Annotated in this window: 16 protein-coding genes and 2 tRNA genes; 8 read left to right on the top strand and 10 right to left on the bottom strand. The window is 59.5% G+C overall.

The annotated features are described in order from the left end of the window. Positions 1–214 precede the first annotated feature (214 nt). Positions 215–1006, top strand: a complete 792-nt coding sequence (gene xth, locus BS629_RS05710) for an exodeoxyribonuclease III (RefSeq protein ID WP_018241788.1) — start codon at positions 215–217, stop codon at positions 1004–1006. A 15-nt stretch (positions 1007–1021) separates the two neighbouring features. On the opposite strand, the gene exoR is transcribed toward xth, so the two are convergent. From exoR to BS629_RS05680, 6 genes are all read right to left on the bottom strand, one after another. Beyond that, a complete protein-coding gene (gene exoR / locus BS629_RS05705) occupies positions 1022–1825 on the bottom strand; it encodes an exopolysaccharide production regulator ExoR (RefSeq protein ID WP_003558862.1) in 804 nt (267 codons plus the stop codon). 19 nt (positions 1826–1844) lie between these two features. Further along, a complete protein-coding gene (locus tag BS629_RS05700) occupies positions 1845–2456 on the bottom strand; it encodes a hypothetical protein (protein ID WP_245275443.1) in 612 nt (203 codons plus the stop codon). 87 nt (positions 2457–2543) lie between these two features. Next, entirely contained in the window at positions 2544–3818 is a 1275-nt protein-coding gene (locus BS629_RS05695; protein WP_018241787.1) for an OmpP1/FadL family transporter, read from the bottom strand. A 397-nt stretch (positions 3819–4215) separates the two neighbouring features. Further along, on the bottom strand, positions 4216–7059 hold the full coding sequence (locus BS629_RS05690) for a valine--tRNA ligase (RefSeq protein WP_018241786.1): 2844 nt from the start codon (positions 7057–7059) through the stop codon (positions 4216–4218). A gap of 115 nt (positions 7060–7174) precedes the next feature. Next, positions 7175–8041, bottom strand: a complete 867-nt coding sequence (locus BS629_RS05685; protein ID WP_018241785.1) for a PopZ family protein — start codon at positions 8039–8041, stop codon at positions 7175–7177. A gap of 333 nt (positions 8042–8374) precedes the next feature. Further along, positions 8375–9040, bottom strand: a complete 666-nt coding sequence (locus BS629_RS05680; RefSeq protein WP_018241784.1) for a protein-L-isoaspartate O-methyltransferase family protein — start codon at positions 9038–9040, stop codon at positions 8375–8377. Between the two features lie 486 nt (positions 9041–9526). Between BS629_RS05680 and BS629_RS05675 the strand changes: the two genes are divergently transcribed. Next, a complete protein-coding gene (locus BS629_RS05675; RefSeq protein ID WP_018241783.1) occupies positions 9527–9829 on the top strand; it encodes a hypothetical protein in 303 nt (100 codons plus the stop codon). A gap of 70 nt (positions 9830–9899) precedes the next feature. On the opposite strand, the gene BS629_RS05670 is transcribed toward BS629_RS05675, so the two are convergent. Then, positions 9900–9973: transfer RNA gene (locus BS629_RS05670), tRNA-Cys, on the bottom strand. 262 nt (positions 9974–10235) lie between these two features. Between BS629_RS05670 and BS629_RS05665 the strand changes: the two genes are divergently transcribed. Next, complete coding sequence (locus BS629_RS05665; protein ID WP_018241782.1) at positions 10236–10574, top strand: KTSC domain-containing protein; 339 nt, start codon at positions 10236–10238, stop codon at positions 10572–10574. Here BS629_RS05665 and BS629_RS05660 read toward each other — a convergent pair. Beyond that, entirely contained in the window at positions 10571–10906 is a 336-nt protein-coding gene (locus tag BS629_RS05660; protein ID WP_018241781.1) for a hypothetical protein, read from the bottom strand. The two genes, BS629_RS05665 and BS629_RS05660, sit on opposite strands and share 4 nt — an antisense overlap. Positions 10907–11002: 96 nt before the next feature. Continuing rightward, on the bottom strand, positions 11003–11320 hold the full coding sequence (locus BS629_RS05655) for a hypothetical protein (protein ID WP_018241780.1): 318 nt from the start codon (positions 11318–11320) through the stop codon (positions 11003–11005). Between the two features lie 117 nt (positions 11321–11437). Between BS629_RS05655 and BS629_RS05650 the strand changes: the two genes are divergently transcribed. The 3 genes from BS629_RS05650 (at position 11438) to BS629_RS38090 (ending at position 12289) form a co-directional block, all read left to right on the top strand. Beyond that, positions 11438–11512 (top strand) — tRNA-Asn (locus BS629_RS05650). Between the two features lie 183 nt (positions 11513–11695). Next, positions 11696–11950 carry a hypothetical protein gene (locus BS629_RS05645; protein WP_018241779.1) on the top strand — a complete coding sequence of 85 codons (255 nt, stop codon included), beginning with the start codon at positions 11696–11698 and terminating at the stop codon, positions 11948–11950. Positions 11951–11959: 9 nt separating this feature from the next. Further along, complete coding sequence (locus tag BS629_RS38090; RefSeq protein WP_131586057.1) at positions 11960–12289, top strand: glycine zipper domain-containing protein; 330 nt, start codon at positions 11960–11962, stop codon at positions 12287–12289. Positions 12290–12360: 71 nt separating this feature from the next. On the opposite strand, the gene BS629_RS39640 is transcribed toward BS629_RS38090, so the two are convergent. Then, positions 12361–12540: a hypothetical protein gene (locus BS629_RS39640; protein ID WP_018241777.1), complete on the bottom strand. Its 180-nt coding sequence runs from the start codon at positions 12538–12540 to the stop codon at positions 12361–12363. 335 nt (positions 12541–12875) lie between these two features. On the opposite strand from BS629_RS39640, the gene BS629_RS05635 reads away from it, so the two are divergent. Continuing rightward, positions 12876–13772 carry a hypothetical protein gene (locus tag BS629_RS05635; RefSeq protein WP_018241775.1) on the top strand — a complete coding sequence of 299 codons (897 nt, stop codon included), beginning with the start codon at positions 12876–12878 and terminating at the stop codon, positions 13770–13772. 189 nt (positions 13773–13961) lie between these two features. Further along, complete coding sequence (katE, locus tag BS629_RS05630) at positions 13962–16079, top strand: catalase (protein WP_018241774.1); 2118 nt, start codon at positions 13962–13964, stop codon at positions 16077–16079. Positions 16080–16218: the final 139 nt, after the last annotated feature.

The following is a 16218-nucleotide window of genomic DNA, read 5'->3' as shown; positions in this document are numbered from 1 at the left end:
GGACTCCCCATCAAACCGGCCGAAGAATCTCTTCCGGCCGGTTTATCGTCTTGTCCGCCGGTGAAAGACCACGATAAAAGAAGCGCACTAAAGCGCGCTGCATCGACGCTGATTCATGCGGTGCGCTTTAGCTCTTTGTTTTTTGTGCCTGTCGTTATCCCAGAACCGCTGCACACTTCTGGGCGACATGCATGATGCGGAACGGGACAGAGCCATGAAGATCGCGACCTGGAACATCAACGGCGTCAAGGCGCGCATCGACAATCTCACGCAATGGCTCAAGGATTCCGATCCGGATATCGTCTGCCTGCAGGAGATCAAGACGGTCGACGAGGGTTTCCCGCGGCTGGAGATCGAGGCGCTCGGCTATCATGTCGAAACGCACGGCCAGAAGGGCTTCAACGGCGTCGCGATCCTCTCCAAGAGTACACCTTTCGAAGTCAACCGCGGCCTGCCCGGCGATCCGCTGGACGAACAGGCGCGTTTCCTCGAAGCGGCGTTCACGCTGTCCGACACGCGCATCCTGCGCGTCTGCTGCATCTACCTGCCGAACGGCAATCCTGTCGAAACGGAGAAATATCCCTACAAGCTCGCCTGGATGGAGCGTCTGCGGACGTTTGCAGCCGAACGGCTAGCCTATGAGGACATGCTGGTTCTTGCCGGCGATTACAATGTCATCCCGGAACCGCACGACTGCTTCGATCCCAAGGTCTGGGAAAACGATGCACTGTTTCTGCCACAGACGCGGGAGGCGTTTCGCAAGCTCGAAAATCTCGGGCTGACGGATGCCGTGCGCGCGACGACTGATGCGACGCAGTTCTATTCCTTCTGGGACTATCAGGCCGGCGCCTGGCCGAAGAACAACGGCATCCGGATCGACCATCTGCTGCTGTCGCCGGAAGCCGCCGACCGGATGACATCGGCTGCGATCGAAAAACATGTGCGGGCCTGGGAAAAGCCGTCCGACCACGTGCCTGTCATCGCTTATTTCGATTTCGCGGGCTGAGCGTCCAATCGGCGCTTAGTCGTCGGAACCGCTCGCGATGGTGTGCGAGAGGGATACCGCCGTGCGGCGGTCGGCCTCGTTCGCAACCGAGAAGGCCTGCTCCTGCAGCGCTTCCATCCAGCTGCAGTCCTTGGGCTTGCAACGGTCGAGTGCTGCCGTCATCAGGGCCAGACCGCGGGCCGTCTGGCCTTCATCGAACAGAATATTGCCGAAGACCGCCATGGCGCCGGGATGGCCGCTCTTGCGGGCCTGGTTCAGCCATTTCTTGGCTTGCTGCGGGCTGGCATTGCCGCCCTCGCCGGCCAGCATCATCTGCGCCAGCTGGAACTGCGCCTCGGGGACGCCAAAGGTTGAGGCCACCTGAAAATAAAGCTGGCGCGCCTGGCTGAGGTCGATCCTGACCGGACTGCCGGCAATGCCATGCTTGTAATAGCTGGCGAGCGAGAGCAGCGCGTTGACGAAGAAGCCCGTATCTTCCGAGCCAGGTTCGACGCCCTGCTGGGCAATCTCGCTGTAGATCTTGAAGGCTTCGAAATCGTCCTGCGTGACACCGTCACCGTCGGCATACATGTTGGCGAGCGCCCAGCGCGAACCGGTGTGGCCCTTTTCGGCGGCGTATTTATAGGCTTCGACCGCTTCTTCCTTCTGGCCGTTCTTATAGGCTTTGAAGCCGAACTTGAAGAGATCGAAGGGTCCGGATTCCTTGCTGACGCCACCTTTGATGTCGAATGCGCGGCACGGACCGGACAGCGCCAGTGCTACGGCTATCGACATGCCCATCAGCATGAATTTGAACAGTTTGAACTCGGACGTCACCATTTCAACCGATTTCTTTCGCTCATCTCAGGCAGGCGGCAACGGCGCTCGCACCGTGCATCCCGCGGATGTATTTCTTCGAGGCGAGCGATCCCGCGGCGAGCTCCATGGCTCCTTTACCCGCGTCGCATCCAGCCCACTGGCCCTTTCTCAAAGGCGATATTCTCAGCCCATCCTTCAGAACCACCCGGCTCCCGGCATGGCTCGACTGCAATCTCCGTGGCACTCTTTCGGTAGGTGCGGTATTCGCCTTCCCGCCTTTATCGCATTCGTAAACAGTAAATGTGACGAAACCGGTATCGACATTTTCGGCAAAGCCGGGCTGCTCATCCGAGCGGGTCGAAAACAGCGACAATGAACGGATCGACGACTTCATCGCGAGGCCGGATTGGCGGCCGGAACTGCCTTGTTCGGAAAGCGAAACGACCGCAATCGAACGAATGTCGCCAATCGCGCCGTACGATCTGATGTACCCGGAAAAAAATCGACCCATGCTACTATTTACACGCACCGTACGCCTGCCATCTCCTCGCCTGCGAATAGCGCTGCGCCCTCTTTGTGGCGGGAAATGGACAAATTCGCCCTGCCGCCACCATACGCCAAACGTCGTAAAAATGTGTTGCTGAATCGTCACAAATTGGAACGTCGATTTGTCTTGCCAACGCCCAAAGAAAAGCCCGGCGAACTGCCGGGCTCTAAGACGTCTACTTGGGCAGCAAGATCAGAACTTGACCTTTACGCTGGTGGAAAGGGCCGCCAGCAGATCGTCGCCGAAGGAATAGGAGACGTCGTTGCCGTAGGTCCGGCCATTATACACGTAGGTGCCGGATTCTCCGCCGGTCATGATGCCGAGCGCGCCGGCCAGACGCCACTCGACATTCTCCACCGGCGTATAGGAGACACCTGCGCCGAGCGTCCATGTGTCGGTCTGGGCGCCGTAGCCCTGGCTCGTGCCGCGATCCCAGGTCAGGCTGAGGGCGCCAGCCCATTGCTCGTTGAACTTGTGGCCGACGCCACCGCTGATCGTCCAGCCGTCGCGATAGAAGAGATCGAGCGAGGTGAGCTGGCTGCTGGCGGAGCAAGCGACGACGCCTTTGGTGGCCTTCGGGCAGAAGGCGATCGACTGCAGCACGCTCCAATTCGTCCACTTGACCGAACCGAAGGCGAGCCAGTCGGGCGCAATGCCGCTCTGCAGCTTGAGTTCGACGGAATCCGGCGCCTCAGCCGAACCATAGACCGGCGTCACGACGCCAAGGTAGGGATTGGCAGGATTGGCGGCCTTCGGCACCTCGGTCAGGTCGACCGTGCCGGTGAGATCGTCATACTTGACCTTGCTGTTGTAGACCAGGCTGGCGCGGAAGGCATATTCCTCGATTTCGTAGGCGATGCCCGCCCGCCATCCCATGGCCTGGTCGGCAAGATCCAGACGGCCGGTGCCGTCATAGACCAGCGCGGCCGCCCCTGTGATCGGCGCGACGAGGCGTGTCTTGAAACCATCGACCGTCTGATAGAAGCCGCCGCCGATCAGGCGAAGCTGGCCGGGGCCCATATCGAAACGATAGGAGCAGGTGGCGCCGTAGTTGCGGGTGCTGATCTTTGTTTCGATGTTGTCGTTGACACCCAGCCAGTCGGCGCCGGGATTGGTGTGTGCGCCGAAGGGTGTCGAAAAATCGCCCATACAGTCGATGGAGTCGCCGAAACCGACCTTCACCCCGAGATAGGGGATCCAGTAATCCTCAGTATCATCAGCCGTGGTCGAACCTCCGCCAATGCCGTTCGTGCCGAGGCCATCGGTGGGATCGGTGTCCTTGACGTTTTTCAGCTTGCGCTGCGGCATGACATAGGTCGCGCCGGACTGGACGGCGAACCTCGAATTGTCGAAGAGAAGGTCGATATTGTATCCGCCGCGCTCCAGACCGCCGGCGAAGGACGGCGATGCAAGCGACGAAAGAAGAACGAGCGATGTTATGCCCTTGGAAAACCTACGAGATGCCATTGTGTCTCCCCCACTCCAGCAATTGATGTGACCCCACTCTAGTAAGTGTTCGCGTTATATGGCAACGCGCCCCACGGCAGCGCTCCCAGGCATTGCAGTGGCTAACTTACGTAAAGAAATTGACGGACACGTCAAAAAACCTGGTTAATAAAATTTTATTCCAGACCTATCGAATTTCAGGTGGGCTTTTGGGTGTTCATTCCAAACATTGCAGAAGCTGTATCAATCCGACAACAGTGGCAGTTTTCGCCCGCTGGAGCTTCGCATGAGAGCAATCCACAGGATGAAGTGCTGAAAATGCGCCGTTTCACGCGCGAACCGGACGAATCACAACAAAAAAGACGCGCCCGCGGAGGGCGCGTCTTTGAAATAACTTACCAAAATGGGTCCGTGAAACTTACCCGGCTTCGCTCACCCTGGAAAGAGCGGTCCTCAGGCTTGCGATCTGCCCCTTCAGTTCCTCGAGACGATCGCGCTCGGCCTCGACCACTTCGGGATTGGCGTTGGCGACGAACTTCTGGTTGGAGAGCTTGCCGTCGATGCGGGAGATCTCGCCTTCCATCTTGGCAATCGCCTTTTCGAGACGGGCCTTTTCGGCGGAAAGGTCGATCAGCTTGCCGAGCGGCAGGCAGATGGTCGCTTCAGCGACGACGATCTGAGCGGCACCCTTGGGCGCATCGTCAGCCAGCGATATCGCCTCGACGCGCGCAAGGCGCTTGATGGCGGCGTCGTGGCGGAACAGCCGTTCACGCGTCAGGTTGTTGGCCTTGACGACGACGAGCGGGGCTGTCGCCGACGGCGGCACGTTCATTTCAGCGCGCACCGAGCGGATGCCGGAGACGAGGTCGATCAGCCAGTTGATCTCGTCGGCCGCCCCGTCGTCGGCATAGGACGGCGCGGGCCATTCGGCATGGCAGACCAATGTGTCGCGCTCTTTGCCTTCGCCTGCCGTATGGGCCCAAAGCTCTTCGGTCATGAAGGGCATGAAGGGATGCAGCAGCTTGTAGATCTCCTCGAGAATATAAGCGCTGCAGGCCTGGGCTTCCGCCTTGGCGCCCTCGTCTTCGCCATTGAAGACCGGCTTCAAGAGCTCGAGATACCAGTCGCAGACCTCGTTCCAGACGAAACGATAGAGCGCGCCGGCGGCATCGTTGAAGCGGAAGGCTTCGAGTGCTTCCGTTACGTCACGTTCCGTACGGGCAAGTTCGGTCAGGATCCAGCGGTTGATGGTGAGCTCAGCCGCCTCGGGTACGAAATGCGGGTCGCTCTTTGCCCCGTTCATTTCGGCGAAGCGCGTGGCGTTCCAGAGCTTGGTGCCGAAATTGCGGTAGCCGGCGATGCGGGCCGGATCGAGTTTCACGTCGCGGCCCTGCGCCGCCATGATTGCCAGGGTGAAGCGCAGCGCGTCGGCGCCGTATTCGTCGATCAGTTCCAAGGGATCGATGACGTTGCCCTTCGATTTCGACATCTTCTGCCCATTCTTGTCGCGCACCAGCGCGTGGACATAGACGGTCTGGAAGGGCTCGACCGGTTCGCCATCCTCGTCCTTCATGAAGTGCAGGCCCATCATCATCATGCGGGCAACCCAGAAGAAGATGATGTCGAAGCCGGTGACAAGAACGTTGGTCGGGTAATAACGCGCCAGCTCCGGCGTCTCGTCCGGCCAGCCGAGCGTCGAGAAAGGCCAGAGTGCCGAGGAGAACCAGGTGTCGAGCACGTCCTCGTCACGCGTCAGGATCTCGCCCGGCTTGAAGTTTTCGAGCAGGTCCTCGACATAGGCCTTCATCGGCCCCTCATGCGAGAGGTAATGCTGGATCGCCGCCTGCAGCGCCTCCTCCTCGGTCTTTTCGACGAAGACCTGGCCGTCCGGGCCGTACCAGGCGGGAATCTGGTGACCCCACCAGAGCTGACGGGAGACACACCAGGGCTGGATGTTTTCCATCCATTCGTAATAGGTCTTGTCCCAGCTCTTCGGCACCATCTTGGTGCGACCTTCGCGGACCGAGGCGATCGCCGGTTCGGCGAGCGTCTTGGCGTCGACATACCATTGTTCGGTCAGCCGCGGCTCGATCGGCACGCCGCCGCGGTCGCCGTGCGGTACCATGTGCTTGTGCGGTTCGATTTTGTCGAGAAGGTCGGCCTCTTCGAAAATCTCGACAATGACCTTGCGCGCATAGAAGCGGTCCTGCCCTTCCAGGCGGTCCCAGGCGCCATGCAGCGCCGCCGGATTGTCGAGGCCTTCGAGGAAATCCTCATTGTCCTTGATGGTGATCGTGCCGTCGATATTCAGGATGTTGATCGAGCGCAGGCCAGCCCGCTTGCCGACGTCAAAGTCGTTGAAGTCATGCGCCGGCGTGATCTTGACGGCACCGCTACCTGCCGTCGGATCGGCGTAGCTGTCAGCAACGACCGGAATGCGGCGGCCGACGATCGGCAGGATGACATGCTTGCCGATGATCGACTTGTAACGCTCGTCCTCCGGATTGACGGCAACACCGGTATCGCCCAGCATCGTTTCCGGACGCGTGGTGGCAACGACCAGATAGTCGCGCGTTTCCCATTCGGTCGGCTTGCCTTCCTCGTCGAAAGCGATCGGGTACTGGTAGGTGACACCCGGCTCGAGCGGATAGCGAAGATGCCAGAGATTGCCCTTGATCTCATGCTGTTCGACTTCAAGATCGGAGATCGCCGTCAGCAGCTTCGGATCCCAGTTGACGAGGCGCTTGTCCTTGTAGATCAGCCCTTCCTTGTAGAGCGTGACGAAAACCTCGAGAACGGCCTGCGACAGGCCCTCGTCCATGGTGAAACGTTCGCGCGACCAGTCGCATGACGCACCCAGACGCTTCAGCTGGTTGAAGATCAGGCCACCCGATTCCCCCTTCCATTCCCAGACCTTGTCGATGAAGGCTTCGCGGCCCATGTCGCGGCGGCTGGGCAGCTGCTGTTCCATCAGCTTGCGCTCGACGACCATCTGGGTGGCAATGCCGGCATGGTCCATGCCCGGCTGCCAGAGCACGTCCTTGCCGCGCATGCGCTCGAAGCGAACCAGGATGTCCTGTAGCGTGTTGTTCAGTGCGTGCCCCATGTGCAGCGAACCGGTGACATTCGGCGGCGGGATCACGATAGTGAAGGTCTCCGCTCCGGGCCGGGCGTTCGCACCGGCACGGAAGGCATCCGCCTCGTCCCATTTCGCGGCGATTTTCGGTTCGACGGCGGCGGAATCATAGGTCTTGTCGAGCATTTTATGACCAATTTCGAGGTTCGAGGGTGGCGTTTGTAAATAGGATGGTCACGGCCAAGTCAATAAAAAAGCCGCCCCGGAGACCGGAGCGGCTTTTCAAGAAAAAGCAATCCGATCAGCGACGCGGGCCGCGTGCCACGCGCTCGATTTCTTCGCGCACCAACCGCTCGACCAGTGTCGGCAGATTATCATCAAGCCATTCGCGCAGCATCGGGCGCAGCATGTCCTCTGCGATCTCGTCCAGCGACCGGCGCTCTGCGCCGTCGATTGCCGCGGCGAGCTCCTCGAAAGAGCGGCTGATCTGCAGGCCGGCATCCTCCGAAAGCAGCGTCGGCTGGACCTCGTCCAGAACGCTCGGCAGGAAACGCTCGGTCGACGACTGAGCGGGCTCCATAGCCGGTGGCGCTGTTTCGACGGCAGGCGCCGGCTCGGCGACGGCCACCCCAGGCGTTTCCGCAAGCACCGGCTCGGCCGGCTGCTGGATCGCAACATGCTGAACGGGCGCTGCGGCAGCGGGGAAAATAGGCTGTGGTTGCGGTTGCGGTGCCGCGGCGCGCGGCGGTTCCGGCATCACGGCCGGCTGCGGTTCGGGCTGGCGGAAACCGCTCGGAATTTCGCGCAGGGCTTGACCGGCCTGCACGGCGCTGCGCTCGGAGGCGGCGCGCACGCGGGCGGCGACATCGGCAAGCGACAGGGCGCGGGCCGGTACTTCTGCTTCGGGGGCGGTGCCGGCCGAATTGGCGGCGACGAAACGCGGATCGGAGGAGCGCATGACCGGTTCGGGGAATTCCACGCCGGCATAGGTGTCGTCGACCGTCAGATGAATTTCGGAGCCGTTGTCATCCTCATCGGCGCCGTAGACCGGCGGCAGGGATGCGGAAATCGCCTTGCCGGCGCCGGGCTCATTGCTTTCGATGATCTGGCGGATGGAGGCCAGAATTTCTTCCATGGACGGTTCACGCGCTACACTTGGCTGAGCCATTTCTATCCCCGTTATCCCAAAACAACGACCGGATGGTGTGGAGCATTCATCCGAATCACCACGACCTTAGAATACCCCGGGCGTGAAAAAAATCATCGCGAATCAAATGAATGCCGCCATGCACAGTTTTGTTACCCAATGTTTGCCACCCGCAAAGCCTGTCGCGATTTTGCTGCGGCGACATCCATGAAACAGAACTTGAAGCGCACGGCCTCTATCCAGTCCGCCGTGGTCGCGTCAGCGTAAATGATGTTTGTGAAGGCTTTCCAGCGGCATTGATAAAAAACGGGCGCCGATGGCGCCCGTCGCTGAATTTCGTCGATAAGAACGATGTCAGAAAACGAATTCACGCGCCTTGGCGAAACCCGGCAGCGGCTTGACCGAGGCATTGAAGAAGACATTTTCCGAAACAGCGCCGCGCTCGGCGACGAAGACCTTGGCGCGGGCAGCATTGCCGTAACCTTCGACCGTGATCAGACGGCCACCATCGCGCAATTGACCGAGAAGAGTTGCCGGAACCTCTTCGACGGCGCCGTTGACGAAGATCAGGTCATAGGGAGCGCCGGCAGCGTAGCCATTTTCGAGCGGGCCGGTCACAACTTCGACCTTGGCGTATCCGGCAAGCTGCGTCTTCGCCTCGGCGGCGAGCGCCTCGTCGCATTCGAGCGCGATGACGGAGCCGGCAATGATCGACAGCAGCGCCGATGTGTAACCCGTGCCGCAACCGACTTCGAGTACGAAATCATCCTTGGTGATCGCGGCCAGCTGCAGCAGCTTGGCGAGTGGCGACGCCTCCATCAGGAAGCGGGCCGGCTTTCCCGGTGCGGCGGCTGAGATCTCGACATCGTTGTCGATATAAGCCAGCAGCTTCGCCTTCTCCGGCACGAAAGTCTCACGCGGCACCGTGAGAAACGCCGTCAGCACGGAATGCGAGGTAACGTCCGTCGTGCGAACCTGGGTATCGACCATCTTTGCGCGCGCTGCTTCGAAATCCATCATGTCCTCTCGCTCTTAAAAAGCGGTTCCTGTCCCTCGTCTCTTAATCTCCACCACGGATGCTTTCAAGGCTTGGCAGCCGCAGGCGGAAAGAATCCGGCCGGCGCCTCTTCCGTGCCACAGGAGACAGGATGGACGCTGCAACTCCAGCGTGGAACCTTCCGCCCCTTCATGTTATGATTTGCAACGGAGGAAATAGGAGGAGCAGGCCATGTCTGCGATTTTCGAATATTTCACGCTGTTCGATTTTTTCATCGTCGCAGCGCTGATTGGCATATTCTGCTGCGGGCTGCTGGACGGCGAAACGACCTGGAGGCGATAGGGCGCCGAAGCGCATTCGGAGATATCCCCCGCATCGCGGCTGCGGCAATTCATGTCGGCGGGCGCAGGTCTGACATGCGTTCTTTCCCTTTGAAATCCAGCCTTCGACAGCCGCATGCGCATTAACGTTACATCAACCATTTTATTGCTGCGCCCTCGCCTTCCGCTATGGGTGTGCGCATGCAAACCTTTCTGATCCAATCGCGCGGCATAGAAGCGCTTCACTACAACGCCGATGCCCGCCTGCTGCTGATCAAATACAGCAGCGGCGACATTCGCAGCTTCACCCGCATTTCGCCGCAGGGCATGCGACGGCTGCTCGGCGCCGGCCCCGAAATCGATGACGGGCCTGAACTGAGCGATCTGGAATATCAGGCGGAAATCCGCAAGGGCGGCCTGAGGGCGCTCTACCGACTCACGGGAATCAATCCGTCACAGTTGGATTTTTCGCCCGGCCAGCGGATCTGGTAGCATCGCAAAGGCCGATGCCGACCGCTGCGCCAGCGGCGTTTCACATTGATTCTATCATGTGGAAGAATGTTGGAGGCCTCGCCCGGAATTGAACCGGGGTACAAGGATTTGCAGTCCTCTGCGTCACCACTCCGCCACGAGGCCTCACGCGCTCGTTATCTGAGCCGTGGCGAGCGTTTAGAATGATCGTAAGGAAATCGCAAGAGGGCATTTCGGAAAAACGCCATTCCGCAGCTGGTGAAACGAGCATTTTTCCATCCCCAAACGGAGTGGGCGCAGGCTGGAATTTTCACGGCCGTGACGATGCCCCATTTCCTGCCAATGATTGCATTTGAAGCAAATTCTTGACTTGACTTCGATCATCGTCCGGGCCTCAATTATCCTCGGGAGGGTATAGGAGCTTGCGATGGATTGGGCTGCCCTCAAATCGAAGCACGTGCATGCGGCATTCGATGCCGAAACCCGGGATCTGCATGTAAAATTCCCAGGTTCTCCGCCGGTGAAACATGCAAATATTCCGCTGCACGTCTACCAGAACCTGCTGGAAACGGATGATCCGCACTTCTATTACAAATACTATATAGCGCCGTCTCGCGTATCACCGGGCCGCCGACAACCGGTCTCCGTGGCATCCTACGCAGTAAAGCTCGTCCTTCTCCTTGCCGCTTGCAGCTTGTTGCTGGCGACCAGCCTCGATCCGGACCATGGCGGGGTTTTCGAGGAAAGCGAACTCAGATCCAACTAGACGCGAATCTGGATGAGCTGCGCCCCCAGCCCAATCTCCGGGCCTGCGACAAGGCGGCTGGTTCCGGCGTCGAAATTGTCGCTCCTGTTCTGAGAACGGTAGCGCCGATTGTCCCGCTCGCGGTCGTTCCTCCCGTCGCGCTCATTCCGGCCGTTGAAATTGCGATAGTTTCGAGGTCCGCTATTGCCGCCTTGGCCGTGATCGACCACGCAGCCTTCAGGACGGCGACAGATGCCGCGAGCGTCAAAACCGCCGCTGTCTACTTGGGCCTCGGCGGAAATGGCTGAGAGAACAGCCGCTGCCGACAGGGCGACAACAAAAAATGCCTTCATTTCCTCACCCGGACCATCGTGACGCAATTTTGCGTTTTACATTCGATAAACCACGAAAGCGAAAAGCGATCCACAGTTCCACACCCACCTTGCCCATCAGCCAGCCGGGTTTCGCCGCCTGTGCCACCAGACAGCCAGCCGCCGCCGAAGCCGGCGCGCGAACGGCAGATCATGCGAGAGCACCAGGAAGCCGAGCGGCAGCATCCAGAAGCCGAGAATGGGCAAGAAACCCAGCAAGCCGCAGAAAATGAGGGCCACGCCGAGTGCCATCCGCGCGATGCGCGAGCGTGGCATGCCGATGCTGAAGGAGCCGAGCACAAGCCTGCCGCTTGCATGATCGATGCCGAAGCGCCGTGCCCGCGTCTTGCGCTTTTCGCCACCACTTGTCTCACTGCGATCATTCACATTTGTCATTCCCAAGAGATGGGCGCAGGCACCCCAAATACAAGTTCATTTCATTTTTTTGAAAAAACCGCTTGGCAAATCGGGAAAGCGTTTGTATTAGCCCACTCACACCGCGCCAAGCAGTGATCCCTGGTAGCTCAGCGGTAGAGCATTCGACTGTTAATCGACAGGTCGCCGGTTCGAATCCGGCCCGGGGAGCCATTTTTCAAGTAATCGCCTGTTTCGTTGATAAATCCGAAGGCAGGCGTTTTCTTCCCCACTTTCCCTCCCGCTTTTGAATGCTCCCATAAGGGCTTTTCGCGTTGGGCATCGCGGACAACGCGCTTTTTACGACGGGTAGGCATTCGCTGGCCAACCAACCGGCGGCGGTGTAAAGCAAACGTCATGGCGCTAGATCCTGAAAAAGCATTTTTAGATTACAGTGCGGCGGACTGCAGCGTGCAGTTCTGGACCGCCAACGCACCGGCCGTGCAATTCACCTCTTTGGAAGCCGCCGTCAGATTCGCAAAAGACCATGGCGGCAGGTGGGAAGAGATTGAGATAACAGTCCATCTGCCGCGCGAGGACATCGTATTCGCCACCGGTAAAGTGCATCAACTCATTGACGCTTTGCCAGGTGATCTCCGGAAAAAACGGTAATGAGGTGGATTGGCCGTCAATAGAACCGGCTGGCGCGCTGTCGGGCCGTCTTGGCCAATTTTCGAAAAATATCTTGAACTTTCAATAGACGCTTTTTCCGTTCAGCTCAAAGCATCAGCTTGCCTCGCTCGGACCACGCCCGCAGCTCGCGGTCATGCAGCGAAACACATACTCTCGCCACAGCACCTGGATAAGATCACGGTCATGGCTCTCAGTATGGCGATAGGAATCGGAATCGGCGCGGCAGTCGGCCCGATACGGTTCGATGACGCCGCGATCGGCATCACATTCGGTGTCGCGATCGGCGCTGCCGTAGGGGCTGCCATCAAACGGAAATGACGGCTTACCGAACGCCGGCCTGACGCTCCGCCAGATCCCGTTTGCTTGTACGGGCAAAGAGACGACCGCCTCTAGTAGCTGCACGAACGACCGTCGCCGGGTCGAAATCCATCGGCGCAGGCCGGGTTCATTGAATCTCCCGGCTGATATCCTGATGCCGTGCCGTAGGAATTCGGTGGTGTCGAGCAGGCCGAGATGATGGCGGCAAGACTGATTGCCCCGGCTGCTACAAATGCCCGAAATTTCTTCATCGATGCCTCTCCAGTTTGGCTGTGACCGAGTGACGAGAGCTTCTGCTCTCTCCTGCCAGGATCACCTTGTCCCTCAAGATATGGCGCTCTCTTCGCCGGACGTCAGCTCCGAACTCGCAAGATTCTTATCGATCTCGATTAGCTCCGCATGAAGATTGTCGATGACCAAACCGGCCGGGAACAAAGACCGTGGTTCAAAGTTGAGTGGCATCAACCACGTAACGTCAGTTTCTGACAGGAGGTCTTTCATGGGTCGCGGTATTCTGCTTTGGCTGCTTGGTGTTCCACTGCCGATCATCATCCTTCTTGCTCTGTTTATGCGATAGGGACGGATCATGTCGGTTTCAATGACAGGTTCCGGAGAGATTGCTACTCCGGTCGAATCCTCCAAATCCGCCATGACATGGGGGCCCATCTTCGGAGGCGCCGCTGCTGCCATCGGCGTGACCCTCATTCTTTTGCTGCTTGGATCCGGGGTTGGGTTGACGATGGTGTCGCCCTGGTCGGGGCAAAGCAGCTCGCTCGGCACGGTCGGGGTGACGGCGGCGATCTGGCTCGTTGTCGTGCAATGGCTCTCCTCCGGGCTCGGCGGCTATATCACCGGCCGGCTGCGCACGAAGTGGGCGGCTGTCCACACCGACGAGGTATTCTTCCGCGACACGGCGCATGGCTTCATCAGCTGGGCGCTGGCGACGATTTTCGTCGCCGGATTTCTAGCCTCGTCGCTGACCTCTCTTGCCGGTGCGGGCGCACAGGCCGTGGGTTCGGCCGCCACCGCCGCAGGTACAGCGGCGTCATCGACGGCATCGGCCGCGGATCTGCCCACCGCCTATTTTACCGACGCTTTGCTGCGTCCTGAACAGGCCCGTGCAGGAGCAACATCCGATGATGCTGCTGCAACGGCTGAGGTCTCCCGCATCCTCCTCAACGGTGCTGCCGCCGGCCAGATCCCGGATGACGACAAGGCCTATCTTGCCACCATCGTCTCTGCTCGCACCGGTCTTTCCGAGGCCGATGCACGCACCCGCGTCGACACTGTGCTGAAGCGCATCGACGACGCCAAGGTCGCCGCCCAGAAAGCCGCCGATGAGGCACGCAAGGCTGCCTCCACCACAGCATTGCTCGGCGCGTTGTCACTTCTGATCGGGGCATTCATCGCTGCTGCCGCCGCAGCGTTTGGCGGTTCGCAGCGCGACGAAGAGGAAGATCTCATCGTTACCTCCCGGATCTAAGATCGACGGAAATCGGGGCGCAGGGTCGAAAGGCCACGCGCCCCTTTATGTTGGGCCTCGGGTCTCCCGTGCTCGACTATCGGCCGCCCCCAGGTGGCCTCTTGCCCAGTTGCGGTTTATTTCGCATCGAGCGGAACATGTGGCCGTTGGGGAGCTTCGGTTAGGTAAAACCCTTTCCGGAGAATATAGATGGCCAAGAAGACCTCTCAAACCTCGCCCTCGGACAACGCAACGATCCATGATCAGAAAGTGCACCGGGGTGCAGGCGGCGAGCTTCATCAGTTTGCCGAAGACGGCATGCCGGTGCTGACCACAGCGCAAGGTGGCCCCGTTTCCGACGATCAGAATACGCTTCGCGTTGGCGCCCGTGGCCCGGCCCTCATCGACGACTTCCACTTCCGTGAGAAGATCTTTCATTTCGACCACGAGCGCATTCCCGAGCGGGTCGTGCATGCGCGCGGTTACGGCGCCCATGGCTACTTCGAAACATACGAATCCCTGGCCGCCTATACCCGGGCCGATCTTTTCCAGCGGCCCGGCGAAAAGACGCCGGCCTTCGTCCGGTTCTCGACCGTTGCCGGCAGCAAGGGTTCCTTCGATCTGGCGCGCGACGTGCGTGGTTTCGCAGTGAAGATCTACACCCAGCAGGGAAATTGGGACCTGGTCGGCAACAACATCCCCGTTTTCTTCATTCAGGACGCGATAAAATTTCCCGACGTTATTCATTCCGTAAAGCCGGAACCCGACAGGCAATTTCCGCAGGCGCAGTCGGCGCATGACAATTTCTGGGACTTCATCACCCTCACGCCCGAAAGCATGCACATGATCATGTGGGTGATGTCGGACCGCGCCATTCCGCGCTCGTTCCGGTTCATGGAGGGTTTCGGCGTTCATACCTTCCGCTTCGTCAACGCAGCGGATGAATCGACCTTCGTCAAATTCCACTGGAAACCGAAACTCGGCCTGCAGTCCGTCGCCTGGAACGAGGCAGTCAAAATCAATGGAGCGGATCCGGATTTCCATCGCCGCGACCTCTGGCAGTCGATCCAGTCGGGAGCCTTCCCGGAATGGGAGCTCTGCGTGCAGCTTTTCGATCAGGACTTCGCCGACACATTCGACTTCGACATTCTCGATCCGACGAAGATCATTCCGGAGGAGATCCTTCCGGTCAAACCGATCGGCCGTCTTGTGCTCGACCGCATGCCGGAGAACTTTTTTGCGGAGACCGAGCAGGTCGCCTTCATGACGCAGAATGTTCCCCCCGGTATCGACTTCAGCAACGATCCGCTGCTGCAGGGACGAAATTTCTCCTATCTCGACACGCAGTTGAAACGTCTGGGCGGCCCAAATTTTACCCATCTGCCGATCAACGCGCCGAAGTGTCCTTTCCACAATTTCCAGCAGGATGGTCATATGGCGATGCGCAATCCTGTCGGACGCGTCAATTACCAGCCGAATTCCTGGAATCAGGGGCCACGGGAATCGCCGGTTCAGGGCTATCGCCACTTCCCGGCCGAGGAGCAGGGTCCCAAGGTTCGGCTGCGGCCGGAAAGCTTTGCCGATCATTACAGCCAGGCGCGACAGTTCTACATCAGCCAGACTCCGCCCGAGCAACGCCATATCGCTGCGGCGCTGATCTTCGAACTGAGCAAGGTCGAAACGCCGGTCATTCGTGAGCGTATGGTCTCGCATCTGATGAACATCGATGAGACGCTGGCCAGCAAGGTTGGCCACGCACTCGGCTTCAAATCGATGCCGAAGCCTGCCGATGCCGCCATGCCGACGCGGCAGGATCTCGAGCCGTCGTCGGCGCTCAGCATCGTCGAGCGCAGTCCGAAGCGGTTCGAAGGACGCAAGCTCGGCATTCTTGTCAGCGAGGGCACCGATGCCGCTATCTTCAAGGCGCTGCTTGCCGAGATCACCGAGCAGAAGGCAACATTCGAAGTGATCGCGCCGAAGATCGGTGGCGTGACGCTCTCGGACGGCAATTGGATCGAAGCACATCAGATGATCGACGGCGGACCTTCGGTGCTTTACGACGCCGTCGCCCTCCTGCCCTCAGCCGAGGGAACCGGCGATCTGCTGAAGGAGGCCACGGCCCGTGATTTCGTGGCGGACGCCTTCGTACACTGCAAGTTCATCGGCTATGTGGAAACAGCGCTGCCGCTCATGCAGAAGGCCGGAATTGCCGATTCACTGGATGAGGGCGTGATTGCGCTCGGAGCAGCAAAAGACGTCACGGCTTTTATCCAGGCGCTTGGCAAACTGCGGGTCTGGGGCCGAGAGCCGTCGGTCAAATTGAACTGACCGTCTCGTCCTCATGTCCGCGAGAGAATGGCTAGTCGTCAGAATAAAACCCGCGGAATGAACTGACCCCCGAAAGTTGGACATCCACCTTCGGGGGTTTTGCATGTCCAATCACAGCCTGGCTTTTAAGCTTTCTGTT

This window comes from Rhizobium leguminosarum bv. viciae USDA 2370 (assembly GCF_002008365.1).
Classification (GTDB): Bacteria; Pseudomonadota; Alphaproteobacteria; order Rhizobiales; family Rhizobiaceae; genus Rhizobium; species Rhizobium leguminosarum.
Note: the sequence above shows the minus strand (reverse complement) of the source record. Positions and strands in the feature narration are given on the sequence as shown.